Here is an 18,572-nt window from a genome sequence, read left to right as displayed (position 1 = left end):
GATGATAGATTTAGATATGAATTTGTAGCTTCTAATAATAGTAGTGCATCTAAAAAATATGTAATGTGATAAGATGCCATAAAAAAACTCGCTATTATTAGCGAGTTTTGATTCTTTATGAAGATAGGTTTTATAAACGGAAACTAGCTCTAGATCCACCTGATAGGAAAATAGCAGCCATTCTACTTTTTTGCCCTTCTGAGAACATGTACATTCCTCTGTCGTCTGTGTAATCCATATAGTTCATTGTCATCTCTACGGGGTTTCCTGTACATGTACTGTAATGAGGATATGCTGGTACACCATAATTAGCTCCATTATGACTTGGCGTGTCAGTAACTAAATCGCTTCCGCAATTAGCATCGCCCCAAATGTGACGTAGATTCATCCAGTGACCTACTTCGTGAGTTCCTGTTCTCCCAAGGTTGTACGGAAAATTTGCAGTTCCTGATGCTCCAAAATACTGAGAGTCGATTACAACTCCATCTGTAGACGAGCTTCCGCCAGGAAATTGTGCGTATCCAAGAATTCCACCTCCAATGGTACAAGCCCACAAATTTAGCTTTGTAGTTGGAGAAGTAGGGTCAAGTCCACCTCTTTTAGAGTTTTTCATCACGTCTCTAGTTCCCCATGATGTTTTATTTGTGGCTTTCCTATTGATGCCTTCTAAGACAAATGAAATTCCCACGTTAGCTTTTATGCCTGAAAACAATTCTGGAACACTTGCGAAATCTGCATTTTGAGCATTAAAATCTTCGTTTAAAATATCAATTTGAGATTGTATCTGTGCATCAGAAATATTTTCAGCGGCCGTTCTATATAGTACATTAACTATTACTGGAATCTGAATTTTACCATTCACGATACGACCTGTTAACATAGCGTTTTTAGTGAAGTTCTCTATTTGGTTCATTCTTGTTGCTAAAGTTGGGTCTTCAGCAAGCTGTGTTTTTAGCACCTCATCGGAAGCACATGCTCTTTTAGCTACTGTTTTTGCTGTACTTGCTGTTGCTATTTCAGTAGCATCACTACTATCATTCTGACAAGAATAAAATAGCATTAGCGCAAATGCGGATAAAATAATCTTTTTCATAATTTCTTTGGGGTTAGTTATAAAAATACAATTTGGGTTAATAGTTTCGTAATAATATAACAATTAGAAGAAAATCAAAAAAAATAGTGAAATTATTTTTAACAAAAGTTTAAGATGGCTGTAGATGCGGGCTATTGGAAAGGATTCGAAAAATAGATGATTAGGTCTTTAAAGAATATTCATACATCCCTAAAATTTCTTTCAGTGTGTAATCTAAAATAGTAAAGCTGTAAAGTGTGCTTTATATTAGGTAAATGAGTAAAAGTACTAGAGGGTATTGGTTGTCGTTTAAAATTAATAAAGTCTCACTATTATTTCCCAAATACTAATGTAAAGTAGAAGCTGTTTCTACAAATAAATACTTAGGAAGGGTAAGGATTAATTATTAAAAATATAATAAATTATGTTAGCGCCCATTTTTAATGCTTTTTCTCGCACTATCGTCGGATCATTATGTACTTCAGGACTTTCCCAACCATCGCCCAAGTCACATTCAAAGGTATAAAGTAACACTAATCTATTTGCAACAAATATGCCTAAAGCTTGAGGGCGTTTTCCTTCGTGCTCATGAATTTTAGGTAATCCTGAAGAGAAATAATAAGGTTTTTGAAAAATGGGATGACTTGATGGGATTTCTACTAGATCGTTTTTAGGAAATAATTTTTTAATTTCTTTTCGAATATATTGGTCCATTCCATAATTGTCGTCAATATGCAAAAAACCGCCTGATTGTAAGTAGTTTTTTAAATTACTAACATCTGATTCGTTAAAAACAACATTACCATGTCCCGTCATATGGATGAATGGATAGGACAGCAAAGAGGGGCTGCTTGGCTCAACAGTTGCTGGTTTTGGGTTTAATTTCGTGTTTATGTTTGTGTTACAAAATTGAATTAAATTGGGTAAAGCTGTGGGGTTAGCATACCAATCCCCACCGCCGCCATACTTTACTAAAGCAATTTCTTGTGCGAATGATGATAAGCTGATCAAAAAAGAGAGTAAAATATATTTTAATTTCATAATGTAATGCTTTCCGGTTTAGTCTTCGTTAACAAATGCAACGCTGTGACTAGCTACTATTGCTGCAGTCTCTGTTCGTAACCTTGTGTTACCCAAAGTAACTGGGATATAACTATGGTCTAGTGCTATCTTAATTTCTTTTTCAGAAAAATCACCTTCAGGACCAATCAATATTGTGGTATTTTGATTTTTTTGTATAACTGATTTTAAAGATTTTTTGTCCGTCTCTTCGCAATGTGCAATCAAATGTATGCCTTCAGTTTTCTGTTGAAGAAATTCTTTGAGTGAAATAGCTTCATTTAATTTTGGCAAGTAACATTCGTTAGACTGTTTCATTGCAGATAATACAATTTTATCAAAACGATCTTTGTTGATTACTTTCCTTTCTGATCTATCACAAATAATAGGTGTGATTTCGTGAATACCAATCTCGGTTGCTTTTTCAAGGAACCATTCGTATCGGTCATTCATTTTAGTAGGAGCAACAGCAAGATGTAAACGGTATTTTGATGGTGCTTTTTTCTCTACTGAAATTATTTTCACCGTACATTTATTATCTGACGCCAATGTAATTTCAGTTTCAAATAATAAACCATCGCCGTTCGTAACGAATAGAATGTCACTGTCTTTTTTTCGCAGTACTTTTATGATATGTTTACTTTCTTCCTTATCGAAAAAGAAAGATTCTGTTTGTTCTGTAATATTAGGATTGTAAAATAGTTGCATAATTTAAAATTGTATTCTTGCTTTAGAAACAACCGCAGCTGTTTCAAAATTTTGGGATAAAAACTTTTGATAACCTACAATTCCAATCATTGCAGCATTATCTGTGGTATATTCAAATTTGGGAACAAATGTTTTCCACTGGTATTTTTGTTCTGCTTCTTTTAATGTTTTTCTAATTCCGGAGTTGGCAGAAACACCACCTCCAATTGCGATTTGAGTTATGCCTGTTTCTTTGACGGCTAGTTTTAACTTATCCATCAAGATTTCAATTATTGTATGCTGTATTGATGCGCAAATATCATCAATATTTTCATCAATAAAATTTGGATTCTCTATCTTCTTTTTTTGAATAAAGTACAAGATCGCAGTTTTTAATCCTGAAAAACTAAAATCTAGTCCTGCTACTTTTGGTTTGGTAAAAGCGAAGGCTTTAGGATTACCCAGTTGAGCATGCTTGTCTACTAACGGTCCTCCAGGATAAGGCAGTCCAAGGATTTTAGCACTTTTGTCAAAAGCTTCACCTACAGCATCATCAGTTGTTTCGCCAATAATGGTCATGTCAAAAAAGTGATTGACTTTTACAATTTGTGTGTGTCCACCGCTAATAGTCAATGCTAAAAAAGGAAATTGCGGCTTTTCAAACCCTTCCTCATCAATAAAATGAGCTAAAATATGCGCGTGCATATGATTAACAGCAATTAAGGGGATTCCCAGCGCTATCGCCATTGACTTAGCAAACGAACTACCTACTAACAAGGAACCCATTAACCCAGGGCCTTGTGTAAAGGCTATAGCACTTAGTTGCTCTTTTTTAATTCCTGCTTTTTGTAAAGCGGCATCGATCACCGGAACAATATTTAACTGATGCGCTCGAGAAGCTAATTCTGGAACTACGCCACCATACTGCGTATGTATGAGTTGATTTGCCACAACATTTGATAGCACTTTATCGTTATGTAAAACGGCAGCAGCTGTGTCGTCACAGGAACTTTCGATAGCAAGAATAAAAACGTCGGAATTTTGCATAAAAAGGCACAAATTTTGAATTATATTTACAGACCGATTTTATTTTTTTTACTTTTACGGCGCAGCCAAAATTAAAGAATTTTTATCAAAGGTGCTGCTCTTTCCTGGGGCAAAATATTATTTATAGGAAAATCATAATATAATTTAGGTATCAAAAAAATCACAAACATAATCCTTAGGGTTTTTCTTGGGCTAATAGTACTTTTGTTAGTGTTAGCAATAGCGCTGTCGTTACCTTATGTACAAACTAAAGTAGCGCGCTATTTTACTAATAGTATTAATAAAGATTTTGGAACGAATATTAGTATTGGTGGCGTCCGTATTTCTGTTTTTGGCGGAGTAAAGTTTAAAGACGTTGCAATACTAGATCATCACAAAGACACTCTTATTTTTTCAAAAATAGTCAACACCAATATTCTCGAAGGGAAAAAAATATTAGATGGTGATTTGATTTTTGAAGATATTAAACTAGAGGGTTTATTTTTTAATCTCAAAACTTATAAAAATGAGGATAAGACTAATTTAGATGTTTTTATAAAGGCTTTTGATTCTGATAAGCCTACTGATCCGAATAAACATTTTCTAATGAAAGCGAATAAGGCTGTCATTAAGGATGGTCATTTTATCTTAACCGATGAAAATAAACAATATCCTGTTCAAGTAGATTTTAAGAGATTGAATGCGTCAATTACAGATTTCTTACTTTATGGCCCCGATGTAAGTACTTCTATTAATAAAATGTCTTTTTTGGATTCAAGAGGTTTGTATGTTGCAAATTTAAGCTCAAAGTTCAGTTATACTAAAAAGAGTATTAGGCTAGATGAACTATTCATCGAGACTAAGGAATCAAAAATTAAAGCAGATGTTTCTCTAAATTATAAAATAGAAGATTTTGCTAAGTTTACAGATAAGGTGCAGTTTGATGTTAAATTATATCCTTCTTTAATTGCTTCTAATGATATAAGATATTTTTATAATGAGTTAGGGAAAAATATCTTCTTTACTATTAATTCTGAAATTAACGGTCCTTTAAACAACTTAAATTTCTCAAAGTTAAATTTTCAAGATTCAAAAAATACCCAGATTATTGGAAATATTAGGTTTAAAAATATTTTGGGTAACGCAAGTCAAAAATTCTCTATGGATGCTGATTTAACCAATCTTCATACTAGTTATGATAATTTAGTATCCGTGCTACCCAATGTTTTAGGCAAACGCTTACCTATAGAGGTGAAACGATTAGGTGTTATTGATGTGATAGGTACGGCAAAACTAACTGCGAAATCTCTTGCAGCTGGTATAGTGATGAAGTCTGAGATTGGAAAGTTAGAATCTATATTTTCTATGGATAATATCGATTTTATTGATAAAGCATCTTATTCAGGAAATGTAGTTTTAGATAAATTTAATTTGGGTACTTTTTTAGATCGAAAAGATTTAGGAGAGATTTCAATGAATATAGATGTCGACGGAAAAGGATTTACTGAAAAATACCTAAACACGGGGATAAAAGGAGATGTAACTAAAATCGAGTACAGTAATTATACTTACAATAACGTTGTGGTCGATGGGTATTTTAAAGTGCCAAATTACACCGGAAAAATATCCGTCAATGATCCAAACTTAATTATGGACTTTGATGGTTTGATTGATTTGAGTAAAAAAGAAAATAGTTATGATTTTCACATCAAAGTAGCCTATGCTAATTTGAGTAAATTAAAATTTGTTAAAGATTCTATTTCGAACTTTAAAGGCGATGTCATAGTACAGGTTTCCGGAAATACGATAGACAATTTACAAGGAAATGTCTATATAAAAGAGACTATTTATCAAAATACTAAAGACACGTACTCCTTTGATGATTTTAATATCAACTCTACTTTCGATGTAGATCGTGTTAGAACCATTACGGTGAACTCTCCTGATATTGTAGAAGGTCAAATTATAGGTAAATATCAATTTAATCAGTTGGGTAACCTCGTTAGAAATTCACTTGGAAGTCTCTATACTAATTTTAAGCCTGACGCAGTTAGTAAAGGCCAATTTTTAAAATTTAATCTGACTGTTTACAGCAAGATTATCGAAATCTTTTATCCTGAAATTGCTATTGGTACCAATACGGTAGTTAAAGGAAATATTAACTCAGACATTAAGGAGTTTAAACTTAATTTTAACAGCCCTAAAATTAGTGCCGCAGATAATATTTTTGATAATATTAGGATTGCGGTGGATAATACTAATCCCTTATATAACGCCTACATTGAGTTAGATAGTATTAAAACAAAATATTATAAAATACGTGATTTTAGCTTAATTAACGTCACGATGAATGATACCTTGTTTTTTAGATCAGAATTTAAAGGCGGACCAAAAGGGGAAGATTATTTTAATCTAAACCTATATCACACTATTAATAAAGATAATAATAACGTTGTAGGAATAAGTAAATCCGATCTTAAATTTAAGGACAATTTATGGTACTTAAATGAAGAAGATTCACAAGACAATAAAATAGTTTTTGATAAATCATTTAAGAATTTTAATCTCGACGCTTTAATTTTATCTCATGAAGGGCAAGCCATATCACTCAAGGGAAAAATAAAAGATAGAATAAATAAAGATCTTCAACTAAGCTTTAAAGACGTTGATTTGTTTAAAATCACCCCCGAAAATAATCAATTTGTTTTTGGCGGTAATCTAAACGGAGCTATTAATTTTAAGCAAAATGACAACGTTTATAAGCCGACAGCCTCGCTAAAAATTGATGGGTTAAATATTAATAAAACAGATTTAGGACTGCTTAATTTTGATATTGAGGGAAATCAAAGTTTGGATAGGTTCACTATCAATTCATATTTAGAGAATGGAAATGTGGAATCTTTTAATGTGAACGGAAACTTTGATATCGTTAATAAGCAAACAATCCTAGATCTAAAAGTAAAACTTAGTCAATTTGATTTAGGTGTTTTAAGCTCTTTGGGTGCAGGTGTATTGTCTAATATTCGCGGATTTATATCTGGAAATGCAATTGTTAAAGGAAATGTAAATAAGCCCACTATTAATGGGCGTTTATTTGCCGACAAAGCGGGATTAACAATTCCTTATTTGAATGTTGACTATGAGTTAAGTGATAGGTCAGTAATTGATTTAGTAGATGAGAAATTTTTATTCAGAAATAATACACTTACTGATTCTAAATTTAAAACTCGAGGATTATTAAATGGCGTAATTGAACACAATAATTTTGCCGATTGGAAACTAGATTTATCAATTGCCTCTAAACGCTTGGTTGCTCTTGATACTCAGGATAGTGAAGATGCAGCTTATTATGGTACCGCCTTTATTAATGGGAGCGCAACTATTGTTGGTCCTACGAATAATCTTTTTATAAAAGTTGCTGCTGAATCAGAAAAAGGGACTGAGATTAAGATTCCAATTAATTATGCAGAGAGCGTAAGTGAAAACTCTTTCATTCATTTTTTAAGTCCGAAAGAAAAGTACAATATCAAAATGGGAATTGTTGAGGATACCCGTAGATATAAAGGACTGGAATTAGAATTTGATTTAGACATCACACCAGATGCTGAGGTAGAAGTTATTTTAGATCGAAATTCAGGTCACGGAATGAAAGGTAAAGGTTATGGCTCGTTGTTATTCAAAATTAATACTTTAGGGAAGTTTAATATGTGGGGCGATTTTCAAGCTTATGAAGGAACCTACAATTTTAAATATGGCGGTTTAATTGATAAGAAATTTGATGTAAAAAAAGGCGGGCAAATTTCATGGGAAGGAAATCCTATGCGAGCACAATTAAATTTACAAGCAGTTTATAAAACTACTGCCAATCCTGCAGTTTTATTGGATAACTCTTCCTTTAATAGAAAAGTACCTGTAGAAGTAGTTATCGGTATTCAAGGAGATCTAGCTAGTCCAGAACCTGATTTTAATATTGAGTTCCCCACAGTAAGTAGCGTTTTAAAATCTGAAATCCAGTATAAATTAAATGATAGAGATGCTAGACAAACGCAAGCATTGTATCTTCTATCTTCGGGAGGTTTTTTAAGCCAAGAGGGAGTAAACCAGTCGGACTTTTCAGGAAGTTTATTTGAAACAGCATCTAGTTTGTTAGGTGGGATTATTAAATCAGATAATGATAAATTCAAAGTAGGACTTAACTATATTTCAGCCGATAGGAGGATTGGTAAAGAGACTGATGGTAGGGTAGTAGCAACTATATCCTCGCAAATAAACGAGAGAATAACAATTAATGGTAAAGTGGGTGTCCCTTTTGGAGGAATCAATGAATCTGCTATTGTTGGTGATGTCGAGTTTCAATATAGAGTTAATACAGACGGAACGCTTAATTTAAGGTTATTTAATCGAGAAAATGACATTAACTATATCGGTCAAGGAATTGGCTACACGCAAGGAGTAGGGATGACGTATGAGGTAGACTTTGATACATTTGCAGAATTAGTAAATAGAATTTTTAAAAAATATAAATTAGGTAAAGCGGATACTAACAGTGATATTTTTCAAGATTCTAATTTAGCGCCTGAGTTTATTAATTTTTCTAATAATAAAAAACCTAAAACAGAGCAACCAACAAAAAATAAGGAGGCTCTTATTCCTGAGGAAGATTAGTATATTCCCATTTTTCTAAAATATAAAATTTTTCTATTTTTTCTACGGATGGGAAACATCTTCTTTTAATCTAAAAATAGATATATAGTAAAGCAGAATTAATACTTTTAATTCATGAACTACTATTTTTTAACCTTTCTTATTCTTTACAGTATCTGCTCATTTGTCGATATTCACAATGTTATCAGTTTTGGGTATATTTAGATAATTATTGATTTTTATCAAATAATATTAACTTTTTACGAAAAAACCTTGATTTTTTTCATTTAATCGAAAACTTATCAACGAAAACGTTTGAATTTAAAATAGTTAACTAATTTAAACTTATGGTCGTTGCTGTATCTGTTTTATGTTTATTAATTTTACACTTTAATACTTAAATAATGCAAAAAACAATAAAAAAAATAGGTGTACTTACCTCTGGAGGCGATTCTCCAGGTATGAATGCTGCTATTAGATCCGTTGTTCGTACATGCGCTTACCATCACATAGAATGTATTGGAATATATAGAGGATACGAAGGTATGATTGAGGGAGACTTCAAGGAAATGGGGCCTCGTAGCGTGAATAATATAGTAAATAAAGGAGGTACAGTACTTAAGTCAGCACGTTCCTTAGAGTTTAGAACACCAGAAGGAAGACAAAAAGCACATAAAAATCTTGTTGATGCAGGTATAGATGCATTAGTTGTGATTGGTGGAGATGGTACGTTTACAGGAGGATTAGTTTTTAACTCGGAGTTCGGTTTTCCTATAATGGGGATTCCTGGGACCATCGATAATGATATTTACGGAACAAGTCATACACTTGGTTATGATACAGCCTTAAATACTGTTGTAGAAGTTATAGATAAAATTAGAGATACAGCTAGTTCACATAACCGACTCTTTTTTGTTGAGGTAATGGGGCGTGATGCTGGACATATTGCATTAAATGCTGGAATTGGTGCTGGTGCTGAGGAAATATTAATTCCTGAAGAAGATTTAGGTTTAGATCGATTACTAGAGTCTTTGAAAAAAAGTAAAGCATCCGGAAAATCATCCAGTATAGTAGTTATTGCTGAAGGAGATAAGATAGGTAAGAATGTGTTTGAATTAAAAGATTACGTAGAAGCAAACTTGCCAGAGTATGATGTACGTGTATCAGTTTTAGGTCATATGCAGCGTGGTGGTTCGCCATCTTGTTTTGATAGAGTGCTAGCTAGTCGTTTAGGTGTTAAAGCGGTAGAGTCATTACTAGAAGGTAAATCTAATTTCATGGTAGGTTTGCAAAATGATAAAGTAAACCTAACCCCATTAGAGCAAGCGATCAAAGGTAAATCAGAGATTGATAGAGAGTTATTAAGAGTTTCTGACATCATGTCAACATAAAAGATTAAACTGAAGTTATTTAACTTCAATTAAACAAAATATTAAATAGTAAATACAAAAGAAATGTCAAAAGTAAAATTAGGAATAAACGGATTTGGAAGAATTGGAAGAATTGTTTTTAGAGAATCTTTCAATAGAGATAATGTAGAAGTTGTTGCAATTAATGACTTATTGGATGTAGATCACTTAGCTTACTTGTTGAAATATGATTCAGTTCATGGTCGTTTTAACGGAACTGTTGAAGTAAAAGAAGGACAACTTTTCGTAAATGGTAAAAACATTCGTATCACAGCAGAAAGAAATCCTGCTGACCTAAAATGGAATGAAGTTGATGTAGACGTAGTTGCGGAGTGTACTGGTTTTTTTACAACTGTTGAAACTGCAAATGAGCACATTAAAGGTGGTGCTAAGAAAGTAATAATCTCTGCACCGTCAGCTGATGCTCCAATGTTTGTGATGGGAGTGAATCATACAGAAGCTAAAGCTTCAGATTTAATTGTATCTAACGCATCTTGTACTACAAACTGTTTGGCACCTTTAGCTAAAGTAATCAATGATAATTTTGGAATTGTTGAGGCTTTAATGACTACAGTTCATGCTACGACTTCAACGCAAATGACAACAGATGGTCCTTCTAAGAAAGACTGGAGAGGTGGTCGTGCAGCATCATGTAACATTATACCTTCTTCTACAGGAGCTGCTAAGGCAGTAGGAAAAGTTATTCCAGAATTAAATGGAAAACTTACAGGTATGGCTTTTCGTGTTCCAACTACTGATGTGTCTGTAGTTGATTTAACAGTGAAAGTAGCCAAAGAAACTTCATATGAAGAGATTATGGCAGTACTTAAAAATGCTTCAGAGACTACAATGAAAGGGATCTTAGGGTTTACAGAAGATTTAGTTGTTTCTCAAGATTTTGTAGGTGATTCTAGAACTTCTATTATTGATGCTAACGGAGGAATTGGATTAAATTCAACTTTCTTTAAAATTATCTCATGGTATGATAATGAATACGGATATTCAAGCAAACTAATTGATTTATCTGTTTATATTGCAGGATTAAAATAATCTTTATATATTTATCTGTCCCGTTATTGAAAGGTAACGGGATTTTTATTTTTTAGAGATACATAAGTACTTTATTGTACAAGCGAAGCCAAACCAAAACCAAAAACAAAATATAATGAGATTAATAGTCGATAGTGGTTCTACTAAGGCAGATTGGATAGCAATAGATGAACAAGGAAAAGTTTTATTTACAACGCAAACTCTTGGTTTAAATCCTGAAATTCTTGAAAATGATGAAATTATTGAACGTTTAAATGATCGTTTTGATATTTTACAAAACAAGAATGAGGTTACACATTTGTTTTTTTACGGTGCAGGCTGTGGAACAGATAAAATGAAAAAAAACTTATCTCGAGCTTTTCAAGATTATTTTAAAAACGGAATCATTTCAGTTGAAGAAGATACGTATGCAGCAGTTTATGCGACAACCCCTAAAGGTGAAAAAGCGATAGTATCGATCTTAGGTACTGGATCTAATTGTAGCTATTTTGATGGTAAAGATTTGCATCAAAAAGTGGCATCACTAGGCTATATCGTTATGGATGATTGTAGTGGAAATGTACTAGGTAAAGAGATTATCAGAAAGTATTATTTCAATAAAATGCCGAAAGATTTAGCATTGGCTTTAGAGAAAGAATATAATTTAGAGCCTGATTTTATAAAAAACAAGTTATATAAAGAAGCAAATCCTAATGCTTATCTTGCAACTTTTGCTAAATTTTTAATTCAGCATAAAGATCATGAATTATGTCGCAAAATCATTCTAAAAGGAATGAAAAGCTTTGTGAAAAATTATATCAAGCAATTCGATAATTGTAAGGAGGTGCCTGTACATTTTGTAGGCTCTATTGCTTTCTATTTAAAAGAGGAGCTTCAAGAAACGTTCGATAAGTACGGATTACAGTTAGGAACTGTCTTGCGAAGACCAATTGATGGGTTAATTGCCTATCATGTAGCAAATAAGTAGTAAGTATCTATTTATAGTATAAAAAAGCCCAAATTCAATACGTATGAATTTGGGTTTTTTATTTGTCTTATAGATCTTAGCGTATTGCGATCATCGATATCTCTACGTTGACATTCTTTGGCAAGCAAGCAACTTGTACCGTTTCTCTAGCAGGTGCTGTTTGTTCGTCAAAATAGCTAGCGTAAATAGCGTTGATTTTTGCGAAGTCATTCATATCCATAATGAAAATAGTTGCTTTTACAACATTGTCAAATGTTAGATCAGCCGCATCAAGAACTGCTTTCATGTTTTCCATTACTTGTTTTGTTTCAGACTCTATAGTATCAGTAACAAGTAAACCTGTGTTAGGATCAATAGCAATTTGACCGGAAGTATAAAGAGTGTCACCTTTTAAAATAGCTTGACTGTAAGGCCCGATAGGAGCAGGAGCTTTTTCTGTATAAATTACTTTTTTCATTATTAATTGTATTATGAGTGAGTGGTTTGTTGTAGTGTAACGAAACCTTGTATAGTATTATCGTGTTGTATTTGTACTTCTTTTGTCAAACTTAAGGTCGCTAAGAATACCAGATTTGATCCCAATAAAGAATCCCCAATTTGCATTTGTTCCAAATGGTGTCCAATTAAAATCCATTCTCCAACTTAAAAGATCACGTTCAAAACGCAATTGTGTGAAAGTCACTCCATTTTGTACAAAATCATAACCCGTTGATATTCCAGCTTTCCATTTTGGAGTCAAAGTAGCATTAGCGGAGATCATAATTGAGTTACCAGTAATTTCGCTTTGTCTTTTATCGTTACCATAAGTTAGTGAGTAAGCAAAGGTCATATCCCAAGGCAACTTAGATCTAAAAAATTCAGATATTACATCTGTTCCTTCTTCCTCACTACCATCAAATTGACTCTGTCGATTGTCATTTAAATTTATATTGGTACCAAATAAATCATCCTCACGCCCTCCATTTCGGGTAGTTTGTGAATTTTTATCTTTACTTTTTTTATCTTTTGTGCTACTGGATATAGAATAATTTAGAGTTAAATTAGCACTGGTCATTCGTAAAAGACTACCACCGTTATTAATGTTAAAAGTATTTATTCTTGTACCACTATTATCAATTGCATAAGGATCTAATGTTGCTCCAAAATTGACATTCATTTTATTTTCAAACAAATTTGTACCACCACTCACTCTTACAGGCGCAAGTGCTAGACTTGTAACTCCATCTGCATCAAGATTATAACTTGTTGATAGATTTAAGTTATTAAGCAACATGATTTTTTTAGGCTCCACTTTAGTGCTATCGCTATCTCTAACTTTTGCTTCAAAAGTATTACTTAAATCGAATCCTAAAATGTTAGAGTTGCTTTTTCCAGGTGAGCCAAAAAGTGCATTTTCAAACCTACTGTAATCTTGAATAATTGTACCTGTAGCATCAGATGCATAAGTATCATAATATTTTTCAAAGCTTGGAGTATAGGAATAAGATAGATTAGGACGCATCACATGTCTTATAGATTGTACCTTTTTATCTTTTCCAAAATTAAAAGTACCATAGATTGTTGTACCTAAACTAGAAGAAAACGAGTAGGTTCTATAAGCATCAAATCCATTAATATCTTTATCTACAACTGCACTTTGGTCAACATCGTAGCTACGTTCTATTGTTTTTGCAGTCCATACTTCATTATAATTAGCACTAGTAGAAGCACTAAAATATTTGAAAATCTTAAAGTTGGTGCTAATAGGAATACTGTGTTGCGCTCCTAATCTAGCATCTCTAAACATCTGGGGCTTAAAAAATAAAGAGTCCGTGGTCGTAATTTCGTTTCGAGCGTTTAAGTTGTATTGCAAGTTCAAATTCTTAATAAATCCCTTTTTTACACCATCTTTTCCAACGAATGGATAAACTCTGTCTACACTTAATTGTAAAGTTGGTAGTGTCATGTTAATAATCTCTGTTTGTGTGTTTTGGGAGTGCGTAGCCGCTAGGGACATTCTTACCTGAGGAATAGTATTAAAAGTTTTGGAGTACGAGATTGATGAACTTAATGTATTGTTTAAGTTGGATCCTATGTTTGCAAGGTTGATTGATTGCTGGAAATACTTACTACTTCCTAAGTTGACAGATGCTGAGAAGGTAGAATTAGGATTCGCTTTAGCATCACGCGTGTGCGACCATTGAATATTGTAGATTTTCTGCTTAGCATAATCAGGAAATCCTCTTTCACTGGTAATCAGATTTTCAAATCTCAAGTTTACATTTCCAGAGAAGTTATATTTTTTAGCATACGAGGATTCAAAGCGCATTCCGTAACTACCGTTAGTATAATAATCACCTAAAACGGTTAAATCATAATTATCACTCAAGGCAAAATAGTATCCCCCGTTTTGGAGCGAAAATCCTCTTGCGTTAGAGTCGTTGTAACTTGGTAAGATCAGTCCAGACACGCTCGTTTCCTTATTCATTGGAAAATAAGCAAAAGGCAACGCAATAGGCGTTGGGACATCAGCAATTACCATATTAGTGAAGCCAGTAACCACCTTTTTGCCAGGAATGAACTTGACTTTATTTGTCTGAAAGTAATATTCAGGATTTTCTATATCTTTAGATGTAGTGAAACGTGCTCCCTTTAGGAAATACACAGAGTCGTTTTCTTTTTTGGTTATTGCAGCCTTGATTTTAAACTCACCTTGGTCAGATCTAGAATTGTAAATTAAAGCTTTTTTAGTTTTAAAATTAAACCGAATTGAATCCGGTTCTACAACATTAGCTCCTTGTTTAAAATTAGGGTATTGTGTGAATTTTCCAGTCGAATCTTTTAAGCGTCCTGCGTAAACTTCGTTTTTTTCGTAATCTAAAACAATTTTACCTGCTTTTAATTCAATGTCTTGATAGTACAGCTCAGCTTGGTCATAAAGAGTGATTAGCTTATTCTTCTGGTCTATTTTGGCATATTGAGCAGCCTTGTATCGTACTTTTCCATCTAAAATAGCTTTTTTAGGTTTGATACTTTTTTTGATAGTATCTAAACTGGGTATGGAGTCAAGTGCTTTTAGCGTTACGTCTTTGTTTATGATTTTCACTGAATCTACTTGTTTGAGACCAGTTGCGGGTTTTTGAGTTGATCGAAGTTCTTGAGCGTATAGGGTATTACAACCTATTGAGAGGAAAATTGATAATAAAACGATATTAAATAAGTTTGTCTGCAAAGGTTTAAATGCTATTTTTGTAAAATTATGGCTTGTTTTTTGAAGTGTCAAACTTACAGATTATTTTGTGGCAAAAATAGTCAAATAAAAAAACTAAGTACTAACCTTCCATTAAAATTAACGCTTACATATGAAATTCAATTTTTATAATCTTTTTCTGCTAACTGCTTTGATACTATTTAATACATCATTGATGGTAGGTCAGGATAATCAAAATTTTACCATAATACTTGATGCAGGTCATGGTGGTAAAGATCCAGGGAATTCGTATCACGGTTTTTCAGAGAAAGATATCGCTTTAAAAACCACTTTAAAAGTAGGATCCTTTTTAGAAAAGCAATCTAATTTTAAAGTTATTTATACAAGAACCACCGATGTTTTTATTGAATTGGTAAATAGACCGAAAGTGGCAAACAAAGCAAATGCTCATTTATTTGTATCCATTCACTGTAATTCTGTTAAAAGTTTTACGCCCTATGGCACAGAAACATTTGTAATGGGTTTGTCTCGGAGTGATATGAATCTTGAAGTGGCTAAAAAGGAGAACTCTGTAATTTTACTGGAAGATAATTTTAAAGATACTTACCAAGGTTTCGATCCTAATAAGCCCGAATCTCTTATCGGTTTGACTATTTTACAGGAGGAAAACCTAAATAATAGTATTATTTTAGCTAATGAAATTCAGAATAATTTTACCAATAATTTAAATAGAAATTCACGAGGTATTAAACAACAACCGCTATGGGTCTTGGATGCTGCATACATGCCTAGTGTACTGATTGAACTTGGTTTTTTATCCAATAGAGAAGAAGGAGAATATTTAAATTCAGAGGAAGGTCAAGATCAAATGGCACAGCAAATTGCCAATTCTATCATAGAATACAGAAAAAAATACTTTGGATCAAATACTTTTGTTAACAATGGAGGTAGCGATGCAGCCATAAATGCTGCCTTGGCTGGCGCAGCTGTTAATCCGGTTTCGGATACCATGTATAAAGTACAATTGTTAGTTAGTACCAAAAGCATTCCTTTAATATCTTCAAATTTTAATGGTTTAGCTAATGTAAAAAGTACCTTTGCAGGTGAGCTTTATAAGTACACATACGGAGAAACGGCCAGTTTGGAAGAAGCTAAGGCTTTGCAAGTACAAGCTCAAAACGTAGGTTTTACTGATGCGTTTATTATTATGCCCAACTAATTGTATCTTATTTTGTTTTTTAATATCAATTAAAAGAAAACGAAAAGTTTAACTCTAAACAAAAAAAAATAAATTTTGAAATTAACAAGTAGCAATAATGACTTTTCAACGATAATTATTTTAATCTGTTTTTTTACGGGTTCAATAATTCATGCGCAAAATAATTTTAAAGTTGCCTTGGATGCGGGTCATGGTGGTCATGATTTTGGTGCATCCTATCGTGGTCATGTTGAGAAAAACATTGCTTTAGCTGTTGTTTTGAAGGTGGGAAGGATTTTAGAAGCTAATTCTAAAATAGATGTTATTTATACCAGAAAAACAGACGTTTTTATCGATTTGGTCGAAAGAGCCAACATTGCTAATCGAGCTAATGCTACTATTTTTGTGTCCATTCATTGTAATGCAAATAAAAATACGGCTGCTAGTGGGACAGAGACCTATGTAATGGGTATGACAAAAATCGCTTCCAATTTAGAGGCTGCCAAAAAGGAAAACTCGGTAATTACCTTGGAGAAAGATTACAAAACAAAGTACGAAGGATTTGATCCAAATTCGCCTGAAACTATGATTGGTTTCACACTGATGCAAGAGGAATACCTTGACAATAGTATATCTTTAGCAAGTAAAGTGGAGGATCAATTTGAATCACTTGGTAAAAAAATTAGAGGAGGAGGAGTTAAACAAGCACCTTACATGGTTTTACATAAAGCATACATGCCACGTGTTTTAATTGAAATGGGTTTTATATCTAATTATACTGAGGGTAATATATTAGATTCAGAGGCAGGGCAAAACGAAATAGCAAAGGCGATTTCAAATGCAATTATTAGTTATAAAAATGAATATTACGGCAGTGAAGGGATACCTTCTTCTGCTAAAACTTCTTATAGAGAGTCAAAAGACTCAACTGTTCCTTTAGAAACAAAACCAGTTGCTCCTATTGGAAACAATAAACAAACGTCAAAGACATCAAGTGATTCTATACTATTTAAAGTGCAAATAGCTGCTAGTGGAAAAAAAGTTGCCTTACAATCTCAAAATTTTAAAGGGCTACGTAGCATTTCTTCAGATTTTAGCAGTGGTGTCTACAAGTATTACTACGGCGAAACTTCTGATTATGAAGAAGCTAAGGTGTTGCTCAAAGAAGCTCGCCAAAAAGGGTATGATTCTGCTTACTTGATTGCAATTAAGGAAGGCAAAAAAATCAGTATCCAAGACGCTATTAAATAGATGAAAATCTAGTTTTTTATTATTAAATTTGCAATAAACAATCATATATTTTGAAAATAACACGAGAAATTAAAACAGCAATACTTGTAGTTGCATCCATATTACTTTTTATTTGGGGGTACAGTTTTTTAAAAGGAAGAGAGCTTTTTAGTACTTATCAAACTTTTTACGCTGAATATGAATCTGTGGAAGGTTTAGGTAAATCAGCTCCCGTAACATTAAATGGTTTAGTGATTGGTAAAGTTACTGTCATTTCAATTAATCAAAATACAGGTAGATTAATGGTAGAGATGCAAGTCAAAACAGATTTTCCTATATCTAAATCTAGTGCTGCAACACTGTACGAACCTGGTTTCATTGGTGGAAAACAAATAGCTATAGAACCTAATTTTCAAGATAAGGTATTAGCAGAAGATGGGCAATTATTACAAAGTAGTGTTCGTTTAGGCTTGACAGAGTCAATAGGAAATAAATTAGGACCTATTCAAGATAAGTTAGAGAAAATAATGACTAATGCTGATGTTTTGATTACGGGAATCAATGCTGTTCTTGACAAAAAGACGCAAGATGATTTGAAGGTTAGTTTGTCTGAGTTAAGTATAACAATGACCCAATTTCGTAAAGCATCTACTAACATGAACGTTATTTTAGATGAAAATAAAACACAAATTAAAGGAGTTGTAACCAACTTTAATAAAGTTTCACGAGACTTTGCACAAATATCGGATTCGATTAAAAAAGCTGATTTAGGAAAAACCGTGAAGGACTTGAATGCTACTATTGCAAAAGTGAATGGTATCATGAAAGGTTTGGAATCAGGTAAAGGGACTATGGGTAAATTGTTAAATGATGATGCTTTGTACTCAAACCTAGAAAAAACCTCTAAGGAATTGGAGCTTTTGTTACAAGATGTAAGACTGTATCCTACTAGATATGTCAATATCTCCCTATTTGGAAAGAAAAATAAGCCATATGTTGGGCCGCCTACTGATACCATTCAAAACAACAAAAATTAGCAA

General features: G+C 33.0%; 13 protein-coding genes. 7 read left to right on the top strand and 6 right to left on the bottom strand.

The features are described from left to right. Window positions 1–130 precede the first annotated feature (130 nt). The 4 genes from H8R22_RS14065 to tsaD form a co-directional block, all read right to left on the bottom strand. Window positions 131–1,093, bottom strand: coding sequence for a zinc metalloprotease (locus H8R22_RS14065; RefSeq protein WP_187011030.1), 963 nt, complete (start codon window positions 1,091–1,093; stop codon window positions 131–133). Window positions 1,094–1,471: 378 nt separating this feature from the next. Then, window positions 1,472–2,113, bottom strand: a complete 642-nt coding sequence (locus H8R22_RS14060; protein ID WP_187011029.1) for a DUF4159 domain-containing protein — start codon at window positions 2,111–2,113, stop codon at window positions 1,472–1,474. An 18-nt stretch (window positions 2,114–2,131) separates the two neighbouring features. Next, entirely contained in the window at window positions 2,132–2,839 is a 708-nt protein-coding gene (locus H8R22_RS14055; protein ID WP_187011028.1) for a 16S rRNA (uracil(1498)-N(3))-methyltransferase, read from the bottom strand. 3 nt (window positions 2,840–2,842) lie between these two features. Then, window positions 2,843–3,865, bottom strand: coding sequence for a tRNA (adenosine(37)-N6)-threonylcarbamoyltransferase complex transferase subunit TsaD (tsaD, locus tag H8R22_RS14050; RefSeq protein ID WP_187011027.1), 1,023 nt, complete (start codon window positions 3,863–3,865; stop codon window positions 2,843–2,845). 204 nt (window positions 3,866–4,069) lie between these two features. On the opposite strand from tsaD, the gene H8R22_RS14045 reads away from it, so the two are divergent. From H8R22_RS14045 to H8R22_RS14030, 4 genes are all read left to right on the top strand, one after another. Continuing rightward, the gene (locus tag H8R22_RS14045; protein ID WP_187011026.1) at window positions 4,070–8,509 is read left to right on the top strand and encodes a translocation/assembly module TamB domain-containing protein; all 4,440 of its coding nucleotides are present in this window, start codon (window positions 4,070–4,072) and stop codon (window positions 8,507–8,509) included. Window positions 8,510–8,892: 383 nt separating this feature from the next. Beyond that, window positions 8,893–9,879: a 6-phosphofructokinase gene (gene pfkA / locus H8R22_RS14040; protein WP_187011025.1), complete on the top strand. Its 987-nt coding sequence runs from the start codon at window positions 8,893–8,895 to the stop codon at window positions 9,877–9,879. A gap of 63 nt (window positions 9,880–9,942) precedes the next feature. Further along, complete coding sequence (gap, locus tag H8R22_RS14035) at window positions 9,943–10,947, top strand: type I glyceraldehyde-3-phosphate dehydrogenase (RefSeq protein ID WP_187011024.1); 1,005 nt, start codon at window positions 9,943–9,945, stop codon at window positions 10,945–10,947. Window positions 10,948–11,062: 115 nt separating this feature from the next. Then, window positions 11,063–11,914: an N-acetylglucosamine kinase gene (locus tag H8R22_RS14030; protein WP_187011023.1), complete on the top strand. Its 852-nt coding sequence runs from the start codon at window positions 11,063–11,065 to the stop codon at window positions 11,912–11,914. Between the two features lie 76 nt (window positions 11,915–11,990). Here H8R22_RS14030 and H8R22_RS14025 read toward each other — a convergent pair whose 3' ends face one another. Beyond that, window positions 11,991–12,371: a RidA family protein gene (locus H8R22_RS14025; RefSeq protein ID WP_187011022.1), complete on the bottom strand. Its 381-nt coding sequence runs from the start codon at window positions 12,369–12,371 to the stop codon at window positions 11,991–11,993. A gap of 57 nt (window positions 12,372–12,428) precedes the next feature. Next, on the bottom strand, window positions 12,429–15,176 hold the full coding sequence (locus H8R22_RS14020) for a putative LPS assembly protein LptD (protein WP_187011021.1): 2,748 nt from the start codon (window positions 15,174–15,176) through the stop codon (window positions 12,429–12,431). A gap of 79 nt (window positions 15,177–15,255) precedes the next feature. Between H8R22_RS14020 and H8R22_RS14015 the strand changes: the two genes are divergently transcribed. The 3 genes from H8R22_RS14015 (at window position 15,256) to H8R22_RS14005 (ending at window position 18,569) form a co-directional block, all read left to right on the top strand. Continuing rightward, window positions 15,256–16,323: an N-acetylmuramoyl-L-alanine amidase family protein gene (locus tag H8R22_RS14015; RefSeq protein WP_187011020.1), complete on the top strand. Its 1,068-nt coding sequence runs from the start codon at window positions 15,256–15,258 to the stop codon at window positions 16,321–16,323. A gap of 111 nt (window positions 16,324–16,434) precedes the next feature. Next, on the top strand, window positions 16,435–17,553 hold the full coding sequence (locus tag H8R22_RS14010) for an N-acetylmuramoyl-L-alanine amidase family protein (protein ID WP_187011152.1): 1,119 nt from the start codon (window positions 16,435–16,437) through the stop codon (window positions 17,551–17,553). Between the two features lie 50 nt (window positions 17,554–17,603). Then, window positions 17,604–18,569: an MlaD family protein gene (locus H8R22_RS14005; RefSeq protein WP_187011019.1), complete on the top strand. Its 966-nt coding sequence runs from the start codon at window positions 17,604–17,606 to the stop codon at window positions 18,567–18,569. Window positions 18,570–18,572: the final 3 nt, after the last annotated feature.

It is taken from the genome of Flavobacterium kayseriense (assembly GCF_014305095.1).
Classification (GTDB): domain Bacteria; phylum Bacteroidota; class Bacteroidia; order Flavobacteriales; family Flavobacteriaceae; genus Flavobacterium; species Flavobacterium kayseriense.
Note: the sequence above shows the minus strand (reverse complement) of the source record. Positions and strands in the feature narration are given on the sequence as shown.

What these genes read in the sequence shown, in the direction of transcription:
- H8R22_RS14065 (WP_187011030.1), bottom strand. Translation starts at nt 1,093, where the DNA reads ATGAAAAAGATTATTTTATCCGCATTTGCGCTAATGCTATTTTATTCT.
- H8R22_RS14060 (WP_187011029.1), bottom strand. Translation starts at nt 2,113, where the DNA reads ATGAAATTAAAATATATTTTACTCTCTTTTTTGATCAGCTTATCATCA.
- H8R22_RS14055 (WP_187011028.1), bottom strand. Translation starts at nt 2,839, where the DNA reads ATGCAACTATTTTACAATCCTAATATTACAGAACAAACAGAATCTTTC.
- tsaD (WP_187011027.1), bottom strand. Translation starts at nt 3,865, where the DNA reads ATGCAAAATTCCGACGTTTTTATTCTTGCTATCGAAAGTTCCTGTGAC.
- pfkA (WP_187011025.1), top strand. Translation starts at nt 8,893, where the DNA reads ATGCAAAAAACAATAAAAAAAATAGGTGTACTTACCTCTGGAGGCGAT.
- gap (WP_187011024.1), top strand. Translation starts at nt 9,943, where the DNA reads ATGTCAAAAGTAAAATTAGGAATAAACGGATTTGGAAGAATTGGAAGA.
- H8R22_RS14030 (WP_187011023.1), top strand. Translation starts at nt 11,063, where the DNA reads ATGAGATTAATAGTCGATAGTGGTTCTACTAAGGCAGATTGGATAGCA.
- H8R22_RS14025 (WP_187011022.1), bottom strand. Translation starts at nt 12,371, where the DNA reads ATGAAAAAAGTAATTTATACAGAAAAAGCTCCTGCTCCTATCGGGCCT.
- H8R22_RS14015 (WP_187011020.1), top strand. Translation starts at nt 15,256, where the DNA reads ATGAAATTCAATTTTTATAATCTTTTTCTGCTAACTGCTTTGATACTA.